The sequence below is a fragment of the Lysinibacillus sp. FSL K6-0057 genome (assembly GCF_038630885.1).
GTDB classification, from domain to species: domain Bacteria; phylum Bacillota; class Bacilli; order Bacillales_A; family Planococcaceae; genus Lysinibacillus; species Lysinibacillus fusiformis_F.
Window position 1 is genome coordinate 1,302,098 of the sequence record NZ_CP152047.1, and the last position, 21,896, is coordinate 1,323,993.

A 21,896-nucleotide genomic window follows, 5' to 3' on the forward strand; every position below is an offset into this window, starting at 1 on the left:
TGACTTAATTTTTGGTCATTGGCTGAATGGTATTTATGCACGATTTAATTTTCGTAATGGCAAGCGCCACTTCATCATATAGGAAAGAATACGTAACGCTGTAATTACTGCGAATAAAATATAAAGGAAAATATCCCCTGTAAAAACCTCAAATCCGATTATCAGCCCTGCGAGAGCTGCCCAAACACCATAGACTTCATCACGGAGAACTAGTGGTTTTCGTCTAGCTAATAAATCTCGTACAATACCACCACCTGAACCTGTCAAAACTGCAGCTACAATGACCGCGCTAATTGGCATATCAAGCTTCACAGCATAGAGTGCCCCTTGAATAGCGAATGCTGATAAGCCAATAGCATCTGTGAAGTTACCCCAACGATGCCAATGCTGAATCAGATGATGTGGAAAAATAAAGAATATCGTAATTGCAGCCAGTGCAATTTGAAACATCATATCTTGCCCCCATAGTGTTGTGACAGGTAGTCCGATGAGTAAATTTCGAATTGCTCCACCACCAAAGGCCGTAACAATACCAAGTATATATACACCGAATAAATCGTATTCTTCTTCCATGGCAATGATTGCCCCAGAAATAGCAAAGGCAATTGTTCCTATAATACTAAAAACCTCCCAAGCCATCCCTTTCACCCCTTCTATCAATAAATAAACTTTTTTATAAGTTAAAAGACTTTTTTACGTAACAGAATCTATGAATTTAATAGCCAAAATCAGTCATTAAATACGCTTCTTGAAATAAGTCCGCACATTAGCTTAGCGTAAAATTCCTTTAGAAACAATAGGCAAGTTTTACAGGTGCACATACAAATTGATAAAATGTGATTAAAATAAAGAAAAACATTCGTCAAAAGCATTTATATACCAGTGTTTGGTTAGGGAATTCTAGAGTGATTGATGTCAATTTAGATAGTCAATAAATCTTACTGAATGAAATGCGGGACAATTGTGAAATGGAGAAGAAAGAATGACGTTTACATCAAATTTATCTACACAAACGATATCCTTAGCGACAAAAATAGAGGAGCAAGTGCGGCCTTATCATGCCAAGGTAGAAGAAATGGCATTTTATAACCAGCAGAAGGTGCTAGCAGCATTTCGCAAGCATCAAGTGAGTGACTACCACTTACATCCATCTAACGGCTATGGCTATGATGATGAGGGAAGGGATAACCTAGAACGTGTTTATGCGGAAGTATTTGGAGCAGAGGCTGCCATTGTTCGCCCCCAAATTATTTCAGGGACACATGCAATCACGCTTAGTCTATTCGGTGTTTTGCGTCCTGGTGATGAGCTGCTTTATATTTCTGGTCAGCCATATGATACATTGCAATCCATTGTTGATGGTGGTGATAAAGATACAGGCTCACTGAAAGATTATAAAATCGGTTATCGACATGTGGATTTACTAGATAACCAGGCCATTGATTGGGCAGGTGTAGAAGCGGCCATTACAACACAAACAAAAATGATTGCCATTCAACGTTCAAAAGGCTATGCAACACGTCCATCCTTTACGATTGATGAAATTGCTGATATGTGTGCAAAGGTACGTAAATTAGCCCCGGAAGCTGTTATTTTTGTAGATAACTGCTATGGTGAGTTCGTAGAGGCGCAGGAACCTACAGAAGTTGGTGCTGACTTAATGGCTGGCTCGCTCATTAAAAATCCTGGTGGAGGATTGGCGAAAATCGGAGGCTATATTGCTGGCCGAGCAGATTTAGTGGAGAAATGTGCCTACCGCATGACATCTCCAGGTATAGGTGCAGAAGCGGGAGCCACATTAAATACACTAGGTGATTTTTATCAAGGATTTTTCCTAGCGCCACATGTTGTATCGCAAGCATTAAAAGGTGCGATCTTTACAGCTGGAATGCTGGAGGAAATCGGTATGAACACTTCTCCAAGCTATCATGCGAAACGTACAGATTTAATTCAATCTGTGTCTTTCCAAACAGCGCAGCAAATGATTGCCTTTTGTCGTGAAATACAAGCGAATTCACCAATCAATGCCCATTATGCTCCGGAACCAGCATATATGCCAGGCTATGAAGATGATGTCATCATGGCGGCTGGAACGTTTATTCAAGGTTCCAGCATTGAGCTGACAGCAGATGGCCCAATACGACCGCCATTTACTGCTTTTATCCAAGGTGGACTAACATATGAACACGTTAAATTTGCAATTTGTAGTGCGGTTCAAGCCATTCAAAAATCATAACAAGACAATAGATTAAGCCTAAATATGAATAGTTTTTTACAATTTTCTATGAGATTGAAAAAAATAGTACCAACCATGTTAGATAACCTTACATGGTTGGTTGACAGTGAAAAAATTTCGTTATATGATAAGCGGGTATTGGAGGAGGACTTAAATGAGTCGTGAAATTAGACGAACTATGCCGTTATTATCGATGAGTATTGTGATGCAATTAACAGAGCTTTCGGCAAGACAAATTCGTTATTATGAAGAACACCATTTAATTGAGCCGCACCGAACAGAAGGCAATCGACGTATGTTTTCACTAAATGATGTCGATACATTGCTTGAGGTTAAAGACTACTTAGAACAGGGTATGAATATGGCGAAGATTAAAAAAATATTTGCTAAAAAGAAAAATCCTGTTGCTACAACTGATGAACAAGATTTAAGTGATTCAGAATTACGCCAAATTATGCGCGAAGAAATGCGTCAAGCACAGCGCATGCAAAAATCATCCATCCGACGAGGGGATTTATCTCGATTCTATTAATAAATAGGGTAGGGTAAACATAAAAGCTAGACAAATTATAGGAGTGTGGAAAACTGTGGGTAAATACACAAAAGAGGACATTAAACGTCTCATCGAAGAAAAAAATGTAAGCTTTATTCGTTTACAATTTACAGATATTCTTGGCACAATCAAAAACGTTGAGATTCCTGTAAGTCAATTAGACAAAGCATTAGAAAATAAAATGATGTTTGATGGCTCATCTATTGAAGGTTTCGTTCGAATCGAAGAATCTGATATGTATTTATATCCTGATCTTGATACTTTCGTAGTATTCCCTTGGACTTCTGAAAAAGGGAAAGTGGCACGTCTCATCTGTGACGTATACACTGCGAAAGGCGAACCGTTTGCTGGTGACCCACGTAACAACCTAAAACGTATTCTTAAAAAAATGGAAGAAATGGGCTTCTCAAGCTTCAATTTAGGGCCTGAGCCAGAATTCTTCTTATTCAAATTAGATGCAAAAGGAGAGCCAACGTTAGAAGTAAATGACCATGGTGGCTACTTCGACTTAGCTCCAACAGATCTTGGTGAAAACTGCCGTCGTGATATCGTATTAGAGCTAGAAGAAATGGGCTTTGAAATTGAAGCATCACACCATGAGGTAGCTCCAGGACAACACGAAATCGACTTTAAATATGCTGATGCTGTTACTGCGTGTGATAACATCCAAACATTCAAATTAGTGGTTAAAACAATTGCTCGTAAACATGGCCTACACGCTACATTTATGCCAAAACCACTATTTGGTGAAGCAGGCTCTGGTATGCACTTTAACGTGTCACTATTTAAAGGCAAAGAAAATGCGTTCTATGATGAATCTACAGAATTAGGTCTTTCTGAAACAGCTATGCAATTCATGGCGGGTGTTCTTGCGCACGTACAAGGTTTCACAGCTGTAACAAATCCAACAGTTAACTCTTATAAACGTCTAGTACCAGGTTATGAAGCACCTTGTTATGTAGCTTGGTCTGCACAAAACCGTTCACCATTAATTCGTATTCCATCAGCACGTGGACTTTCAACTCGTGTAGAAGTACGTTCTGTGGACCCTTCAGCAAACCCATATTTAGCAATGGCTGTTATTTTAGAGGCAGGTCTTGAAGGTATTCGTCAAAACTTAACGCCACCAGCAGCTATTAACCGCAATATCTATGTGATGTCTGAAGAAGAGCGTCAAGCAAATGGTATTGAAAACTTGCCAGCAGCACTTGATGATGCACTAACATTACTTGCTAAAGATAAAGTAGCGCAAGCAGCTTTAGGTGAGCATATTTACGCAAACTTTAAAGAAGCAAAAGAAATTGAGTTCGATATGTACCGTACAACCGTTCATCAATGGGAACGCGATCAATATTTAAAAATGTATTAATCATAAAGATACCGAGTGCCTCATAAAGGTTACTCGGTTTTTTTCTAAATTTATTAGGAACGATGGGGTCGTGTGACAACCCCATCGTTATTTTATGATTAGCGCATATGTTTATGATGGTGTGGCATATGGCAAGGGTTAGGTGGCATACCGCACATTGTATGTGTTTCACAGCATTCGTTAACAACAGATTCTGTGCATGGGAAATAGTACTGATGATCAATCATATGTTTGTTCACCGTTGTAACGTGTGCTGGTTGAACATGGGGAACAACCGTATGGATATAATTTGTGCGAACATATTGCTCTGGTGGTAAAAACTGTGGTGGATCATATTGCATTGGCATCATTTGGGGCGGACAGCAGTGTGGACCTTTTGCCGGATGGCGTCTTCGTTGAAACATGTTATTACCTCCTGTTTTGATAAGTTGTAGTTCATTATTAAGATATGAGATATACGTCGATAGGGTCTATTTATTTGCCTATTAATGCATAGGTAAATCTAACAAGTAACTAAAATGCTAGAAAATCTTTAATCAACTTGCCTACGCCAGTGAGTGAAATGAAAGCATTCCATGTTGTTGAAAAAAGATGATGTCAACGACAAAAAAAGCAATTTTGCAAGGCGAGGGGGGTGATTTCCGTTCCGCTAGTGTCCTTTTCGTGGGCAATGATCTGCCTCCCCTCAACCATGTTGCAAATCATACTTACAGTAGTGAACAAAATAGCCCATTATTTCTACTTTTTAGAGAAAGGGAAGGCACATATTTTCAATGTGAAGAAGTAATGAGTCATAACAATCATCTATTTGCTTGTTTTCCAACACGATGATTAGGTTGAATAATAAACGTTCTTCCTAGCGTCATTCGCTCATTGTCTAGAGCAATCGAATTGGTTCAATGTCATGAATTTTTAATTTAAAATAAATTTTTATTAAAAAAGTATGTTTTTTGAAAAAATACATATTGTCAATAAAACAAACGTACAGTATACTCTTTAATTGATAATGATTATCGTTGTCGACTATTTCTTAGGAGGAAATGTATGCCAAAATTATCACTACAAAAAAAGAATTTTTTTGTACTTTTCACACTGCTATTAACCTTCGCGTTATTATTAGTGGGTTGTGGGGAGAAATCATCGAACTCCAGTAGTTCACAAGAAAATGACAAAGCAGAAGAAAGTAACACAGAATCAGAAGCTACTAGTCGCGAGATTACACATGCTATGGGTACTACAACGATTGAAGGAACACCTACAAAAATCGTTACACTATATCAAGGTGCTACAGATGTTGCAGTAGCAATGGGCATTAAGCCAGTTGGGGTAGTAGAATCTTGGGCTGAAGCGCCTGTTTATAATTATATGAAAAATGATCTTGATGGCGTTGCAATTGTGGGACAAGAAACACAACCAAACCTTGAAGAAATTGCAAAGCTAAAACCAGATTTAATTATTGCTTCTAAAGTACGTCATGAAGAAATCTATGATCAGTTATCACAGATTGCTCCAACCGTTGCTCATGAAACAGTTTTCGATTTCAAAGGAACAGCTGAAATGATGGGTCAAGCAATGAATCAAGAAGATAAGGTGAAAGAATTACTAGGCAATTGGGATACGCGAGTTGCTGATTTCCAAACAAAAATCAAAGAGAAACTTGGCGATAAATGGCCATTCCATGTTTCCGTTGTCAACTTCAGAGCAGACCATGCTCGTATTTATGTGACAGGGTATGCGGGTTCTATTTTATCTGAGCTTGGATTCCAAGGTCCTAAAAATTTAACAGATGATTCTTTAGAAATTGTGAAGCTAACTGATAAGGAAAGCATTACACAAATGAATGCGGATGTTATTTATATGTTTATGGAAAATGATGAAACAGTGAAAAAAACTTATGAAGATTGGACAAACCATCCACTATGGAAAGAGCTTGACGCAGTGAAAGCAAATCAAGTTTACCAAGTAGATGAAATCAATTGGAATCTAGCAGGTGGCATTATTAGTGCTAATTTAATGCTAGATGATATTTATGACAAGTTTGAATTAGAAAAATAGTGAATGAGGGATGGGCTGTTAAAAGTGTTAGAGAATACTTGAATAACAGCCCTCTCATTGTAGTGTTTGAGCATAATTGAAACCTACAGCTATATGCATAAGATAAATTGTGGATCAAGAAAGTTGGCATAAAATGAGAATTATTCTTTCTAGTACCCCGATGAAACAAATAGGCTTATTCATCAGTTGTTTGATCCTTTTGCTGGCATTTATAATCAGCATAGCTATTGGTCAAACGCCCATACCTTTCTCGTCAATCTATGATGCTTTTTTTCATTTTGATGCTGCTAATAAGGAGCATGTCATTATTCGAACATCTAGATTTACAAGAGCTGTGATCGCTACAGTAGTTGGCGCAAGCCTTGCCATTGCGGGGGCATTAATGCGAGCATTAACAAGAAATCCTTTAGCAGCTCCTGATATTTTAGGTATCAATGCAGGAGCCATATTTTTTATTGTCAGTGCCATTACTCTTTTTTCCATTCAATCTTTAATGAGCTATATGTGGATTGCCTTTTTAGGAGCAGGTGCAGCGGGAGCTATGGTATTTTTCCTAGGCTCATTAGGAAGAGATGGTTTAACACCGATTAAAATAGTATTAGCTGGTGCAGCGATTACAGCTCTATTTGTCTCGTTTACGCAGGGACTTTTAGTCATTGATGAACAAGGTTTACAAAGTGTCCTGTTTTGGTTAGCAGGTTCTGTATCGGGTCGTAGCATTGAAATGCTCATACCAGTCCTACCGTTTATTTTAGTGGTTACTGTTGTGGCAATATTTATGGGGCGTTCGATAAATATTTTACAATCAGGTGATGATATTGCCAAAGGATTAGGACAACGAACAATGATGACGAAAATCACATTAGGCATCATTATTATTATACTTGCAGGCAGCTCAGTAGCGGTTGCAGGTTCAATAGGCTTTATTGGCTTGATTGTCCCCCATATGGCGATCCATCTTGTTGGGACGGATTACCGCTGGATTATTCCGTATAGTGCGGTGTTGGGAGCGATATTGCTACTGTTGGCTGATATTGCGGCGAGGTATGTGATTATGCCATTAGAAATGCCGATAGGTGTCATGACGGCCTTAATCGGAGCTCCTTTCTTCATCTATATTGCACGAAAGGGGTTAGCAAAAAATGCCTAATTATGTGACGGTTCGAACGAAATCTAATCGTATCTCTTTTCAAATTGCTAAAAGAACAGGTTGGATACTACTACTATTAAGCTTATTATTAGTCATCATAACGATTCTGGGTTTATCTGCGGGTAGCGAGTTTATCCATCCTTTTACAGTGGTGAAAGAATTATTGGGCTATGGCAATGGAGACTATGATTTTGTTTTACATACGTTAAGGCTTCCACGCGTATTGATGGCATTATTAGTTGGTGCTGCGCTAGGAGTTGCCGGTTTAATTTTACAAGGGATTATCCGTAACCCACTTGCTGCTCCAGATATTATCGGTGTAACGAGTGGTGCATCCATGGGGGCAATTATCTTTATCGTGTACTTTATGGGGTCAGTCAGCATTCAATTTTTACCGTTAGCTGCTATTTTAGGTGCAGGCATTGTCTCCTTTATCATTTATCTACTGTCATGGAGAAAAGGCGTCACACCTATACGTATGGTGCTTATTGGTATTGGGATTTCAGCCTTAGCAAAGGCCGTTGTGACGATGTTGCTTGTGATCAGTAATGTAGCCGCAACAACGAAGGCCTATTTATGGCTGACAGGTAGTTTGTATGGGGCGAATATGCAGGATGTCTATTTGCTATTACCATGGCTAGTCATTTTATTGCCACTAACATTTATTTTAGCAAGAACGGTAAATGTGAAGGAATTAGGCGATGAAATAGCGATAGGGCTAGGCGTAAAAGTGCAAGTGTATCGTTTGCTTTTTCTACTCATTAGTGTGATGCTAGCTGGCTCTGCTGTCGCTTTTGCTGGAGGCATTGCCTTTGTTGGATTAGTTGCCCCTCATATGAGCAGAATGCTTGTAGGGCGTTCCTTTGCAGGATTAATTCCTGTGACAGCTATTATAGGTGGAATCATTGTCATTGTAGCTGATATTGTGGCACGAACAGCCTTTTTACCAAAGGATTTACCAACAGGTGTCTTTACTGCTGCAATTGGCGCACCATTCTTTATTTATTTATTATTTAGAACGCGCAATCAATAAAGCTTCATGATAAAAAAGTTAAAAGCGTGAGAAGAAGGTGACAGGATTTTGAAAAATGTCTTAGAGGCACAAAATTTACATGTAAGCTATGGTGAAAATCTTATATTGGAAGATTTGAATCTTCAAATACCAAAAGGGAAAATTACGGTACTAGTAGGGGCCAACGGTTGTGGGAAATCTACACTACTTCGAACGTTTGCACGGCTACAAAAAGCGAAGTCAGGTGAAATTTTCTTAGATGATAATAAACTAGATGCCATTTCAACAAAAGAGGTGGCGAAACGTTTAGCTATTCTACCACAGGGGCCTGTTGCGCCAGAAGGATTAACCGTTCAGCAATTGATTAAACAAGGTCGTTATCCGCATCAGAGCTGGTTAAAGCAATGGTCTACAGAGGATGAAAAAATTGTGAACAATGCACTTGAGGTAACGCAGATGACTGAATTTGCGGATCGACCAGTAGATGCATTATCAGGTGGTCAGCGGCAACGTGTATGGATTGCCATGACATTGGCTCAAAAAACAGATCTTATTTTACTAGATGAACCTACAACTTATTTAGATATGGCTCACCAAGTAGAAATTTTAGATTTACTATTTGATTTAAATGAAAATGAAGGCCGTACAGTCGTTATGGTATTGCACGATTTAAACTTAGCCTGTCGCTATGCCCATCATATTGTGGCGGTGCGTAATAAACAGGTCTATGCGCAAGGCAAGCCAGAGGAAGTAGTGACAGCTGAGATGGTACAAGAAGTTTTTCATATGGATTGTACCATTATTGAAGATCCAATATTTGGTACACCATTATGTGTTCCACATGGCAAGGGACGAACAGTTCAAACCAAGGAACTAGAGGAGGTAGGCATCAGTTGAGCTTAACACTGTCAGCTGAAGAATCATCCGTGCTACTACGAGATTATCGATTGACGATAGAGCCAGCAGTAGACGCTACTTATTCTATATGTGCCCAAAGTCTATTGGATACTGAACAAGCGCTAGATTATTTACAAAAAATTGCCCACTTCTTCCATTCGCCATCTACACTAGTTACGGCATCGTTATTTGCGAAGCGCTATAGCGTCTTAACGATGGCTTCAGCATTCTATGCTATGTCCAGATACGATAAAGGACTACAGTGTGGAATCGAAAATACATGGGTAGAAGCCGAATATGCGAAGCCATGGCTTCCAAATATTCGGCTAATCGATAGCACAGTGTCAAAACCTATTGAAGACCGTGAAAAATGGCGTGATGAGGTTCTTAGAGAAATCTTTGCGAATAATTTAGCGAAGGTGTGGCAGTCATTAGCGAAAATAAGTAAAATCCCAAAATCAATCTTATGGGAAAACACAGCTATTTATGTGAATTGGCTCTATGAAACGAAAATAAGGGAAGGGGCCAGCGAGCAAGAAAAGGTTCGTATACAAGAGGATTATCACTATACTGTAAACCTAGCACCAGGCACCCTTTTTGGTGAAAGAAAAAATCCTTTGACGAACTATTGTGGGCCTAAAGTGACCATCAAAGAATCGGAGCAACCTGTACGCTTGAGAAAAACATGTTGTTTCTATTATCATACCTCTGATGAAGCAAATGATTATTGTATCTCTTGTCCAAAAATAAAAAGACAATCATAACCTCAACAAAATATTCTACCACTAAGAGTGAATAAACACTGATGAAATCATATAAGTGTTTATTCACTTTTTCTATCTTTGTAAAATCTAGCATGCCAATAAAACTTCTTTATCAGAATGCTTTCTAAATGTGAACGTTAATCTATAACACATTGTCTTGACTATCAATACCTGCCAATAAATAAGGGATTGCAGATTTGATAAATTCTTCGGGCTGTCTCTCCTGATGATTATTTTTCCATTCTATAGAAGCACCATAGATTCCCCAGCTTAATATAACCGCAGTCATTTTTAGCGCTTCGTTCTCAGTCGTTGCATTTTGTTTCAATAACATCTTGTAAAAAATAATTTCAAGCTGTTCTCTAATAATACGAGCAATCGTCTCTTCATAGCCTCTATGACACCGATTGGATAATGACTTTTGAAAATTAGTTATTGCTTTAAAGATAATAACGAAAGCTTCTTCATTAAGTTCATTATGTTGAAGGAAATCATCATTCAAATTAACTAACAAAACTTCTGATAATACCTTCTCTAACAAATCATATATATCTTCGAAATGATAATAAAAAGTCGCACGATTAATCATGGCCTCTGTCGTAATATCCTTAACCGTAATATCCTTGAATTCTTTTTTACTAGAAAGTTCAATGAAAGAATCCATAATTAATTTACGCGTACGTATAACGCGAAGGTCTGTCTTAGGTGAGGTCATTTAATTGTCACTCCTTTTTTAAACAATTTCTTAAATGTGTTGTATAAACAACGCATCAAATAGATTATTGGTTTCTTGATGATTTTATTATGAATAAAATACAAGTGTAAGGCAAATGAGAGAGTAATATTTCTATTCTTAATTCAAGTAAGAAAAGAGGAAAATAAAATGAAGAACAATCCTATGATGTGTGATTTAGAGACAGGTGTATGTGGAGTAGCTGGAGAGGAGGAATTCGGAATGATTGATTTTAATCAACCAAAGAAATCCGTTGAAGTATATTATGTAACTGATCCGATTTGCTCTCATTGTTGGGCGCTTGAGCCTGTTCTTCGCCGTTTTATCGAGCAGTACGGCCACTATTTTAACTTTCATACGATAATGGGAGGATTACTAGAAAAATGGGGTGATGGTCCAGTTGATCCTGCAAATGGAATATCTGGACCTGCCGATGTTGTGGGACACTGGAGAGAAGTTGGTGCATATTACCGCATGCCAATTGATGGAACAGTCATGATTGACAATCCAGTTCAATCATCCTACCCACCATCTCGGGTATTTAAAGTGATTCAAAAAAATCATCATGATGCTATAGCCTATGAATATTTGCGCCGAGCAAGAGAAGCACTATTTATATTCAATCAAAATATTGCAGATAAATCCGTTATGATTGACATTGTAAATAAACTTGGTCTTGATGGAGAGGCCACTGTAAACGAATCACAACAAACAACCGGACAGCAGTTATTAAATGAAGATTTTGACCGTGCAAGAAACCTAGGTGTTAGAGGGTTTCCAACTATTATTATGATGAATGAGGACAATAAAGGCTTAAAAATTGTTGGTGGGCGTCCATTTGTAAACTATGTGGATGGACTAAAACAGGTTCTCCATATCGAGGAACTGCAACCAAAACAACAGCCATCTCTTTTAAGCTTGCTCGAAAAAGAAAAGCTACTATTTTCGAAAGAAATTGAAGTCATGTATGATCTGGAAAAATCAGAGGTTACGTCTTATGTGAAAAAAGAGCTTTCATCAGATCAATATGAAATGAAGGAAATGCTTGGTGAATGTTATATTACGACTAAATATTAAGGAGAATGGCAATGACATACGTATTACAGGTGGATTTTAAAATGGATGGACCATTTGGAGAAGACATGGCAGAAGCATTTTCGGATCTAGCAAGAAGTATTAGTGAAGAGAAAGGACTTTTGTGGAAAATTTGGACGGAGAGCCCTGAAACAAACGAAGCAGGCGGAATCTACATGTTCGAAACAAAACACGCTGCTGAACAATATTTAGAAATGCATTCAAAAAGATTAGCTGAATTTGGAATCACAAATATCAACGCAAAGATCTTTGCTATCAATTCAAAACTGACTGAAATCACGAAAGGTCCAGTAAAACATTAAAAAATCGTTGATGCAATAATAGAATTGCTATCTAAATCAAGGAGTCTAATTTCTTATAAAGAAGTTAGGCTTTTATATATTATGGATGGTCAGTAAATGAAAAAACAATGGATATATAAATATTCAGAATATTGCGAGGTTGAACCAACTAGCGTGTAGCGTTTACAATAGTTTTATAACAGATTTATGTTATAAAAACATGAATAATTTGAGTGTTTTTCTGTTTAATGCTCCATACTTCAAAGCTTTTAAAAACGTTCTATAACAGAAGGAGGAATGAGGTAGTGAATGAAAACAACATATATTTGTTTGTATAGTAGTACAACGATGGACAAATAAATGCTTCTTATAAACACTATTCGAATTGTTGTAATGAAAAATACATAAATTATTGAGATTAATAGAGATGAGGCTTTATAAAAAATGAAAAAATATTCTGTTTCTACATATTTTTATTTCATTATTCCTTCTTTAATTGGTATCTTCCTATTTATGACCCCCATTTTAACGGTAGAGGGCTGGAAAGTGCCTATTGCCATTTTAGCCAATATTTTAGCGGGTAATGTGGCTCCAGTCATTAGTTATTTTACAATTATAATGTTTGCAATATCTGCAATTGGTGCACTTATAGCGAAATTTATACCTCGTAAAAATGCGAAAGAACCTAGTATTTTAGATACATTGTTTTATGTTAATTGGTTTTGGACAATTACTCGTTTTATCGGTTTAGTCTTTGCTTCAATGGTGGTCTTCAATTTTGGACCTTCTGCCATCAATAATGAAAATACGGGTGGACTCCTAATGGATCCAAATGGGGGACTTGTGACGTTTTTGTTTACCATTTTTTTGTTTGCAGGTTTTCTTTTACCATTTTTAACAAACTTCGGTTTACTTGAATTTTTCGGGACAATGATGGTGAAAATTATGCGACCTCTTTTTAAAAGTCCAGGACGTTCATCAATTGATGCTCTTACGTCATGGGTTGGCGATGGCACAATAGGTGTGTTAATGACAAGTAAACAATATGAGATGGGGAACTACACAAAAAAAGAAGCTGCGATTATTGCTACAAGTTTCTCGGTAGTGTCTATCACATTCTGTATCGTTGTATTGGATACGGTACATTTGGCACGCTATTTTATTCCTTATTATTTGACAGTAGTCCTTTGTGGAATTGTATTAGCCATTATTATGCCTCGAATCTATCCACTTGCGAAGAAGGAGGATACGTATATAGATGGGACACCAGTAGATTATTCACGTGAGAAATTACCTGAGGGCTATAATTCCGTCTCACATGGCTTAGAAAATGCACTTGCTATTGCGCATGCAAATCGTGATCCTCGAAAATTTTTAAAAGATGGCTCTAGAAACGTAATTGATTTATGGGTAGGTGTTGCGCCTATCGTTATGGCTTTTGGGACAATTGCCTTAATGCTTGCTGAATTTACAAGTATTTTTGCGATTTTAGGAAAGCCGTTTGAGCCAATTTTAACCGTACTTGGCTTGCCTGAAGCCGCTGAAGCAGCGCAAACAATGGTCGTTGGCTTTGCCGATATGTTTCTACCTTCTATTTTAGGTGCGGGCATTGAATCGGATGTTACTAGATTTGTCATTGCTGTTGTTTCTGTGTCACAGCTGATCTATATGTCTGAGGTAGGTGGACTTATTTTAGGTACAAAAATTCCATTGAAGTTTTTCGATTTAGTCGTCTTATTTATACTACGTACGCTCATTTCTCTTCCAATTGCCGCATTGGTTGGTCATTTACTTTTCTAACTAAAATGCCAAGTTTTAAATGGACTTGGCATTTTTCGTAAACGGATTGTGATTGGTTTTCTTTACACGTTTCCATAACAGAAGCATGTAGATAAAGAGCACAAAAATGATAAGATAGGCACTTAACATGGAGCCTTCCATATTTCCCATAAAATTGAAAAAATTATTCAAGCCATGGAAAAGAATCGTCACGATAATCGATTGACCATCTAATACAAGCAATGCTAGAACAAGGCCAACTAAAAGGGCATAGATGATTTGAACAATCGTATCTTCTAGAGATTGACCACCTAGTAATTGTAGCGCATGTGTGATGCCAAACAATATACTAGAAATCCAGACAGCAGTGAATGTTCCTTTTGTTAATAGCATTCGTAGCATAATGCCTCTAAATACAGTCTCCTCTATAAACGCTACAATGAAGATTTGCATGATAAACATGACAATGAAATCACTAATAGATGTCATATTCAATCCTTTTGTACTCACCAAAATGATACATAAAATAATAAGGAGCGGTAAGGTGATGAAGAAATGATTCTTTTTAAAAGGAAGAAAGAAATATTTTTGCCAGTTCTTTTTCATTCCTGTATAGATGAAGAGCCCCAATGCGAATGGGATTAACAGTGCAAACTGTAGAAAAGGGCTTGTAGGTTGTTTAATGGAAACAAAGGCACCGTTTAAAACATAGAAAAATATGAGCAGAAACTCTAAGGCAATTATTTTCATCAGCACATTTTTGTTCATTTTATTACCTTCCTCCTATTCTGTATTTATACAGGATTCACAGAAACCTTTCGCATGCTAGCTGCAATAACTAAATAGAGTAAGATACTAAAAATAAACAGGCTACCTAAAATGCCTAATATGGATGATTGGGCTAAAAGCTCATACAACGGAGAATACCATTCAAAGATCACCATTAATATAGGAATCAATGCTAGTAAACCAATTAAGCTATAGCCACCAAGTATGCCTAAGCGATAAAAAACAACGTTAAGGAGAAGGCCAGAACTAAGACAAAATAGTAGTAAGACCGTATCCAATACTACGGTTTGTAAAAATGAATGGGTGATATCAAAAAATAGGATAGGGTGGATGATCATAATATCCTTGATATTGAATAGCGTAGAAACATAGGAAATGATTTGATGTGCACACGCAATAATGAAGGCACCGATTAGACTCCAGCTCATGAAAAATAGTCCGACATATAACATATATTGCTGGCGACTTAATCCTAGCTTTAAAAAATAGGGTAAGGTTCTATTTAGAAGCTTAGTTGCCATCATACTGTAAAAAATATAAACTGGGATCGAAATAGTCATAGCAAAAGATACATATTGACCAAAAAATGCATCTAAGAAAAATGACAAAAGCACGATAGAAAATAAAATGCTCCAAAAAATAATATTTTGCTTCTTATAGCTTTGAAATAAGATATAAAAACTGCCGCTCATTGTGTTCATCGCCCAGACCTCACTTTCTGTTTACTTAAATAGACAAGCATATCTTGAAGAGAAACAGATTCAATCGAGATGTTTTGACCTTCTATGGATTGACCATTTGCAAAAACAACAGCTGTCATTTCTTGCATAAATGTATGCTGATAGATTACTTGTAAGTCGCCAATTGCTACAGCAACATCTGAGGCATTGCCTTTTACAGCCACAATATGCTCTCGCCATTCATCAGTGGTCTTTTGGAGCAAAAGCTCGCCCTCATGTAGAATAAAAATTTCCTCAAATAGCTCGCTCGCCTCATCAATTAAATGTGTGGATAAAATAAATAATCGCGGATTTTCTGTTTGCTGCTCAATTAACAAATCATAAAACATATTACGTGCAGCTACATCTAAACCGATATACGGTTCATCAAAGATAGTAATGGATGCACAACTCGCAAAGCCCGTAATAATTCCAAGTGCAGATACCATTCCTTTTGAAAGATTCCGCACTTTATCTTTTGGATTCAGGGCAAAAACTTTTAGCAGTTCATGAGCTAGCTTTTCATCCCATTTTGGATAAAAGAAGCGATTGGCCTTTAATGTTTGGGCAATGGTCATTTCTTCTTGAAAATTGCCACTTTCAGCGATAAAGCAAATATCACGTAATGTAGAAGGGGCATTGAAAACATTTTCTCCGTTAACTAAAATTTCACCACTTGTTGTAGTGATGAGTCCTGATAATAGATTTAAAAAAGTCGTTTTACCAGCTCCGTTATGGCCTAAAAAGCCAATAATTTTTGGACCCTCCATAGTGAAAGTGACATTTTTCAAGGCTGATTTATGCTTATAGGTTTTCGTGACATGGTTCACATTGATTTTCATTCATGATCCCCCTTGTAGTAGTTGTTGTAACTCTTCATCTGAAATGCCTAGACGTCTCGCTTCTTTTTTCAATGGTTCAATATGTTGCTGGAAGAAGCTTGCTTTACGCTCAGTAATTAAAATATCTTTGGCGCCCTCATGTACAAACATGCCGACACCCCTCTTTTTATAAATGACACCCTTATCCACTAATTCATTCACGCCTTTCCCAGCAGTTGCAGGATTAATCTGATATTCTTTGGCAAATTCATTCGTAGATGGAATGCGATCTTCAGGCTGTAGCTGTCCATCTAAAATGGCATCTTCTATTCTTTCGCGAATTTGTTGGAAAATAGGCTTTTCGTTATTTAAAGAATGAATCACAATCCACCTCACTTGTTAGTTGGTTAATTACTTGTGTAACTAACCATACAACTTATGGCGTCAACTGTCAATCACTTGGCAAAAAAATTCTGTACACAATTTTTATTCCATCAAAAAAGCCTTCTCATTCTTGAGAGGGCTTTTGATGAGATTTTCCTATCAGATAGGCACTGAAAGGAATAAAAGAAATGATTTTGATGAGCAATATACAGACAAGTAAACTGGATAAAAAAAGAGAAGTGACTTGAAGGAAGGGAGTGGGTAGTAATGCGCTATAGGGTGCTATATATTCTTGAATTAGCCAGTGAATTAAAAAGATCCCAAAGGAATAGCGACTTAAAATAGGGATAAAAGGGAGTTTGGGCAAAATTTGTGCAAACGCTAGGATGCAAAATGTCATCGCCAATACGAATAGCATCATATCAATTCTTCTTGATGTAATCTGTTGGGCACCTAAATAATAATTTGTATATAAAATAGCCATTGCAAGTAGGACAGCTAGCACTGTGAAAAATTTATATCGGACGAGATAGTGGGCGATTTTTTCATAATGACTGCCCATCATATAGGCTAGTGCAAAATAAGGGAGCCAGCCCACAAAAAGTAGGCGCATAAAATGTTCATTCTGGATGAAATAATCTATCTTTACATTTGCCAGTGTCATATAGAAAATACCAAACAAAAACATAATAGGTGTGAACCAGATACTAGATAGCTGAAATTTTTTGACTAAAAAAAAGAGTATATAGAGCTGAAAGATAGTCATGACAAACCAACCCGAAAAATCTCCTAACACAATATGACGATATAATGCATCCCAAAAGCTTTCATCATAATGAAAGGCTGCGTTAGCGGCATATAAAATGCCAGCTGCTACAAACGGTATGATAATAAACTGCAAACGACGCCATAAAAAATGAGGAGGAAGCTGGTGTTGATAGCGTTTCGCTAATATTAAAATGGATAATAAGATAAAAGTCGGTGTAGCGAAACATAACAATAATCTAAAAAACTGGTAGTATGGCTGTTCTATATAGCCATTCATAATTTCAATATTGGTTGTAGCATGTAATAACACAATACTTAAGCAAGCCATTACCCTTACTGCGTTCCACTCATACACCATCTCCATCACCCTCATTTTCAGTAAATTGGTGGACACCTCGCTACTGCGATGCAACCTAACTAAATATATGAACATGTCATTCATGATAAAACCTGTCTTTCTTTCAACGTCTGAAAATAGTTTGCATCACAAAATATTATTAAAAAATCCTAGTAACATGGCGAGAGTTCCATTTTTGCATATGTGTCACATAACCATTATGCATATACTGTGGCAAGAGGGGGGGAGGTGAGCTTTTATGAGAATCAATTGGAAGGTTCGTCTTCAACATATTCCATTTTTACTAGGGCTATTTTCATTGTTACTCCTACTCGCACAACAAGTAGCAGCGATTTTTGGCTATGATTTTACAGGGGTGATGAGTGAGCAAATGTCATCTATTTTAAATACAGTTTTATCGATTCTTGTGTTAATGGGTGTCATTGTAGATCCAACCACACGGGGCACCAGTGATAGTGAGCGTGCCTTAATGTATCGGAGACCGAGATAAAATAAACAAAAAGTGTAATTTTACAATAAGGATAAATATGTTATACTGTTAGAAAATTGATAAAGTGGGGAGGATGATTGAATGTCTGTTGAATTGGAGCGAAGAATTGCTAAGCTCGAGGAGGAAATGGCAGATTTACGTCAGGAGTTGTCTTTATTAAAAGGCTCACAAAGCGCTGAAAAAATAAATACTCTTGATGCCAGACAGTCGATGATCAAGCAATCAGAACCAATAAAACCAAAACCAGTACTGGAGTCGAGGCCTATCCCGACTAAAGTAACGGAAAAAGAAGTGCAACCACAGCCATCGATGGAGGAACGTGTTATGTGGGCACTTCCAAAAGTATTCATGGTTATTTTAGTAATGGGCGTACTTTGGGGTCTAAAACTTGTAAGTGATTATGGTTATTTATCGAATGGCGTGAAAATCATCCTTGCCTATGCACTATCGGTAGGTTTAGCGGTTATAGCCTATGCAATAGAACGTAGAAAAGTAGGCTCAACGGCGATAACGATCTCTTTATACGGTGGGGCATTTATTGTTGGTATTTTAACAACTGCAGCGAGTGCCATTTTATACGAAATCATTGGTCTTACCCCAGCACTAGGCATTACGCTACTTTATATAGCCTATGGTATCGCCATTAGCTATTTGAAGAAAAATGAAGCACTAACTGTTTTTGTTGCCTTTACATCATTATTACTGCCTTATTTACTAGAATATATGGATTTTAGTGCCGTCATTATCTTACTATTTGTGATCGTCTTGTTTGCTGCATTGCAATGGGTCATTTATCAGCACAAGCAAAAGCTAGCCCTTTATATTGCCACATTCTTTTCGGTGCTAGCGGTGAGCGTTGTAGCGTTTATGAATAGTGATCAGCAAGTAGTTTTCGCACTTGGTTTGATTGCAATTTTAGCAATCTTTTATGCAATTTGGTGCCTACTGTATAATGCACAATCAAAATGGAAGCCTCTTCACATCGGCGTCCAATTTTCTTTAGGCTCATTTAGTTTATTACTGCTGAACCTGATCATTCGTTCTCTTGAAAATGGAGAAATGCTACTCCTTATCTTAATGGTTTTATTTGGAGCACTAGCGTTTTATAGCTATCGTCAGAAATGGCAGGAAGTATTGGATAGTGCTGTGACACTTGCGTTTATCACCTTCTGCAATATGATACTTCTATTGAACATACCGAATAAAGTGGATGATTTATTGTATCCACTCATCGCATTTGCAGGCGTGATGATGAGCTTGCGAATACGTGCAAGTATAATGAAGGTTGTCACTTCGCTTTCTCTTGTGATCACATTTACACTAAACTTCTTCTTTCATGAACCAAGTCCATTTTTCAGCATAGATCATTTAAGCTTATTTATGCCAATCATCTATTTCATCATTATTTATTTATATGCAAGACGTCCAAAAGAGACACTCTCACCTTTTGAAAAGGTCATGAAGGATTTGTATGTGATCGATATTTTAGCAGTGGTCACAACTGGCTATTTCTTAGCCTATATTAGCAAACTAGATACCGTTTATTTTGCAGCAACAAATGACATTCCATACATGGTGTGTATCGTATTAGCTGCCTTATTTACTGGCTCTCTATTTGTAGAGGAAACCTATAAAGGACGTGCTTTAACGCCAGTTCTCGGCGCATTTTTCCTACTAGTCTCCTTGATGATCGGCACGAGACTGTCAATGCTGGAAAGCTTCAATAGTATTACTAGATTAATTTATATAGCAGTCATTGTAGCAATAATCGTGGATGTGCTTGTAAAAGGAATTATTTATCGATTGTACGAGGATCGTCTAGGGAAATATGTGGACGCCATTGTAAGCGGTGGTATCGTGCTCACGATGATTTCAATATGGGGGCTAATCCATCAATTCACATATAACAATGTCCTTGATTGGAAGCTAAGCATCGCCCTTGCAACCATTACATTATTCTTAACAGCCAGTGTCTCACTATGGATTAGTTCCACACATCATTTAAAAACACTGCGCACAACAGGCTTTATTATTTTAGTCATTGCATTCATTAAGCTAATTTTCTTTGACTTATCTGCCCTTGATTTATTGATTAGAGCTATTCTATTTATTACCATTGGTGGTATTGGCATGCTGTTGTCGGGTAGGTTGTTGAGGAAATGAAATAAAAAATAGCCTGCTAGGGTAGGTGCTGCACCCCAAAAGTTAGAGTAATAAAATCTGAACTGCTCCCCAATTGTTAGACACATCTAACAATTGGAGGAGCAGTTTTTATATGGCTAAATATACATCAGAAGAAAAATTACAAGCAGTCCTACGCTACATAGAAGGTAAAGAAAGTTCACATGAAATTGCTAGATTAATTGGAACAGATCACAAAGCGATTCTTAATTGGGTGAAACAATATGAGTATAACGGCGTAGAAGCGTTTATAAAACGATATACAAATTATTCGGCACAGTTTAAACTAGACGTACTAAACTATATGATTGAAAACGGTACGTCCTTACTTGAAACGGCAGCTATCTTTATTATAGCTACTCCTTCTACACTTCGTTTTTGGAAAAAACAATTTGAAACAAAAGGATTCGATGCCCTTCAATCAAAGAAAAAGGGGCGTCCATCATGAAAAAAGAAACAAATAAACAACCAAAACAAGCACCAGTAGAAGGCTCACCAGAAGCACTTCAAGCAGAAATCAATCGTCTACGTATGGAAAACGAGTATTTAAAAAAGTTAAACGCCTTAGTTCAAGCCAAGGAAAAATCACCAAAGAAGACAAAGTAAACGTCATCTATGAATTAAGGCATAAATACTCGGTGAAGGCGCTTGTAGCGTTCGCAGAAATTCCACGTAGCACGTACTATGATTTAGTAAAGAAGATGAATCGTCCCGATCCAGATGCCGAGTTAAAGGCCGAAATTCAAGAAATCTATAAGGAACATGAAGGCCGTTATGGCTATCGTCGCATTCGTGATGAGCTAGCGAATCGTGGGCAAAAAGTGAATCATAAGAAAGTGCAACGCCTGATGAAAGCGCTAGGCTTAAAGTGCATCGTTCGTATGAAAAAATATAAGTCATATAAAGGGACAGTTGGTAAAATTGCGCCTAACATTTTAGATCGCAATTTTACAGCAAAAGCGCCTAATGAGAAATGGGTAACAGATATTACGGAGTTTAAGTTAATTGGTGAAAAGCTTTATTTATCGCCTGTTTTAGACTTATTTAATGGCGAAATTATTACGTATACAATTGGCTCTAGACCTACATATTCGTTAGTTTCAGAGATGGTAGAAAAGGCTTTAGAGCGGTTGCCAGAAGAACACCAGCTCCTCATGCATTCCGATCAAGGCTGGCATTATCAAATGAAACAATATCGCCACGCCCTTCAATCAAGAGGGATTGTGCAAAGTATGTCGCGTAAAGGCAACTGTTACGACAATTCTGTCATGGAGAATTTCTTTGGCATCATGAAGTCGGAATTTCTCTATTTAAAGGAATTTAAAAGTGTCAAGCATTTTAAAAAGGAACTGGAAAACTATATAAACTATTACAACACGAAACGTATGAAGGCAAAATTAAAAATGAGTCCAGTGCAGTACCGAACTCATTTTACCCAAGCTGTCTAAACGAAATAACCGTG

21 protein-coding genes and 1 pseudogene are annotated in these 21,896 nt (G+C 37.4%); 14 read left to right on the top strand and 8 right to left on the bottom strand.

The window, feature by feature from the left end; all coding sequences use genetic code 11:
* Nucleotides 1-33 precede the first annotated feature (33 nt).
* Nucleotides 34-639, bottom strand: a complete 606-nt coding sequence (locus tag MHB40_RS06055; protein WP_205442065.1) for a trimeric intracellular cation channel family protein — start codon at nt 637-639, stop codon at nt 34-36.
* 343 nt (nt 640-982) lie between these two features.
* On the opposite strand from MHB40_RS06055, the gene MHB40_RS06060 reads away from it, so the two are divergent.
* The 3 genes from MHB40_RS06060 to glnA all read left to right on the top strand — a co-directional run bounded on the left by MHB40_RS06060 (nt 983) and on the right by glnA (nt 4,158).
* Nucleotides 983-2,236, top strand: coding sequence for a methionine gamma-lyase family protein (locus MHB40_RS06060; RefSeq protein ID WP_205442067.1), 1,254 nt, complete (start codon nt 983-985; stop codon nt 2,234-2,236).
* A gap of 154 nt (nt 2,237-2,390) precedes the next feature.
* The gene (locus MHB40_RS06065; RefSeq protein WP_004225812.1) at nt 2,391-2,768 is read left to right on the top strand and encodes a MerR family transcriptional regulator; all 378 of its coding nucleotides are present in this window, start codon (nt 2,391-2,393) and stop codon (nt 2,766-2,768) included.
* 55 nt (nt 2,769-2,823) lie between these two features.
* Nucleotides 2,824-4,158: a type I glutamate--ammonia ligase gene (glnA, locus tag MHB40_RS06070; RefSeq protein ID WP_205442068.1), complete on the top strand. Its 1,335-nt coding sequence runs from the start codon at nt 2,824-2,826 to the stop codon at nt 4,156-4,158.
* Between the two features lie 98 nt (nt 4,159-4,256).
* On the opposite strand, the gene MHB40_RS06075 is transcribed toward glnA, so the two are convergent.
* On the bottom strand, nt 4,257-4,562 hold the full coding sequence (locus MHB40_RS06075; RefSeq protein ID WP_016991980.1) for a CotD family spore coat protein: 306 nt from the start codon (nt 4,560-4,562) through the stop codon (nt 4,257-4,259).
* Nucleotides 4,563-5,202: 640 nt separating this feature from the next.
* On the opposite strand from MHB40_RS06075, the gene MHB40_RS06080 reads away from it, so the two are divergent.
* From MHB40_RS06080 to MHB40_RS06100, 5 genes are all read left to right on the top strand, one after another.
* Nucleotides 5,203-6,213, top strand: a complete 1,011-nt coding sequence (locus MHB40_RS06080) for an iron-siderophore ABC transporter substrate-binding protein (RefSeq protein WP_342534117.1) — start codon at nt 5,203-5,205, stop codon at nt 6,211-6,213.
* A gap of 133 nt (nt 6,214-6,346) precedes the next feature.
* A complete protein-coding gene (locus tag MHB40_RS06085; RefSeq protein WP_342442758.1) occupies nt 6,347-7,363 on the top strand; it encodes an iron ABC transporter permease in 1,017 nt (338 codons plus the stop codon).
* On the top strand, nt 7,356-8,396 hold the full coding sequence (locus MHB40_RS06090) for an iron ABC transporter permease (RefSeq protein ID WP_205442071.1): 1,041 nt from the start codon (nt 7,356-7,358) through the stop codon (nt 8,394-8,396). Before MHB40_RS06085 ends, MHB40_RS06090 begins: the two co-directional genes overlap by 8 nt.
* A 48-nt stretch (nt 8,397-8,444) precedes the next feature.
* On the top strand, nt 8,445-9,272 hold the full coding sequence (locus MHB40_RS06095; protein ID WP_342534118.1) for an ABC transporter ATP-binding protein: 828 nt from the start codon (nt 8,445-8,447) through the stop codon (nt 9,270-9,272).
* On the top strand, nt 9,269-10,036 hold the full coding sequence (locus tag MHB40_RS06100; protein ID WP_342534119.1) for an IucA/IucC family C-terminal-domain containing protein: 768 nt from the start codon (nt 9,269-9,271) through the stop codon (nt 10,034-10,036). Before MHB40_RS06095 ends, MHB40_RS06100 begins: the two co-directional genes overlap by 4 nt.
* A 142-nt stretch (nt 10,037-10,178) precedes the next feature.
* Here MHB40_RS06100 and MHB40_RS06105 read toward each other — a convergent pair whose 3' ends face one another.
* Complete coding sequence (locus MHB40_RS06105) at nt 10,179-10,751, bottom strand: TetR/AcrR family transcriptional regulator (protein ID WP_342534120.1); 573 nt, start codon at nt 10,749-10,751, stop codon at nt 10,179-10,181.
* 168 nt (nt 10,752-10,919) lie between these two features.
* On the opposite strand from MHB40_RS06105, the gene MHB40_RS06110 reads away from it, so the two are divergent.
* The 3 genes from MHB40_RS06110 (at nt 10,920) to MHB40_RS06120 (ending at nt 13,945) form a co-directional block, all read left to right on the top strand.
* The gene (locus MHB40_RS06110; RefSeq protein WP_342534121.1) at nt 10,920-11,846 is read left to right on the top strand and encodes a DsbA family protein; all 927 of its coding nucleotides are present in this window, start codon (nt 10,920-10,922) and stop codon (nt 11,844-11,846) included.
* A gap of 11 nt (nt 11,847-11,857) precedes the next feature.
* The gene (locus tag MHB40_RS06115; RefSeq protein WP_342442762.1) at nt 11,858-12,166 is read left to right on the top strand and encodes a monooxygenase; all 309 of its coding nucleotides are present in this window, start codon (nt 11,858-11,860) and stop codon (nt 12,164-12,166) included.
* 423 nt (nt 12,167-12,589) lie between these two features.
* Nucleotides 12,590-13,945, top strand: coding sequence for a YjiH family protein (locus MHB40_RS06120; RefSeq protein ID WP_205442078.1), 1,356 nt, complete (start codon nt 12,590-12,592; stop codon nt 13,943-13,945).
* Nucleotides 13,946-13,960: 15 nt separating this feature from the next.
* Here MHB40_RS06120 and MHB40_RS06125 read toward each other — a convergent pair whose 3' ends face one another.
* The 5 genes from MHB40_RS06125 to MHB40_RS06145 all read right to left on the bottom strand — a co-directional run bounded on the left by MHB40_RS06125 (nt 13,961) and on the right by MHB40_RS06145 (nt 17,763).
* A complete protein-coding gene (locus MHB40_RS06125) occupies nt 13,961-14,692 on the bottom strand; it encodes a CPBP family intramembrane glutamic endopeptidase (RefSeq protein WP_342534122.1) in 732 nt (243 codons plus the stop codon).
* A gap of 26 nt (nt 14,693-14,718) precedes the next feature.
* Nucleotides 14,719-15,414, bottom strand: a complete 696-nt coding sequence (locus tag MHB40_RS06130) for a hypothetical protein (RefSeq protein ID WP_342534123.1) — start codon at nt 15,412-15,414, stop codon at nt 14,719-14,721.
* A complete protein-coding gene (locus MHB40_RS06135) occupies nt 15,411-16,274 on the bottom strand; it encodes an ABC transporter ATP-binding protein (protein WP_342534124.1) in 864 nt (287 codons plus the stop codon). The genes MHB40_RS06130 and MHB40_RS06135 overlap by 4 nt, the downstream gene beginning before the upstream one ends.
* Entirely contained in the window at nt 16,275-16,637 is a 363-nt protein-coding gene (locus MHB40_RS06140) for a GntR family transcriptional regulator (protein ID WP_342534125.1), read from the bottom strand.
* Nucleotides 16,638-16,761: 124 nt separating this feature from the next.
* On the bottom strand, nt 16,762-17,763 hold the full coding sequence (locus tag MHB40_RS06145) for an acyltransferase family protein (protein ID WP_342534126.1): 1,002 nt from the start codon (nt 17,761-17,763) through the stop codon (nt 16,762-16,764).
* 238 nt (nt 17,764-18,001) lie between these two features.
* Here MHB40_RS06145 and MHB40_RS06150 point away from each other — a divergent pair, with 238 nt between their 5' ends.
* The 3 genes and pseudogenes from MHB40_RS06150 (at nt 18,002) to MHB40_RS06160 (ending at nt 21,882) form a co-directional block, all read left to right on the top strand.
* Entirely contained in the window at nt 18,002-18,253 is a 252-nt protein-coding gene (locus MHB40_RS06150; protein WP_016991985.1) for a phage holin, read from the top strand.
* 81 nt (nt 18,254-18,334) lie between these two features.
* Nucleotides 18,335-20,416: a DUF2339 domain-containing protein gene (locus tag MHB40_RS06155; protein WP_342534127.1), complete on the top strand. Its 2,082-nt coding sequence runs from the start codon at nt 18,335-18,337 to the stop codon at nt 20,414-20,416.
* A gap of 112 nt (nt 20,417-20,528) precedes the next feature.
* Nucleotides 20,529-21,882 (top strand): annotated as a pseudogene (locus MHB40_RS06160) (IS3 family transposase).
* Nucleotides 21,883-21,896 lie beyond the last annotated feature (14 nt).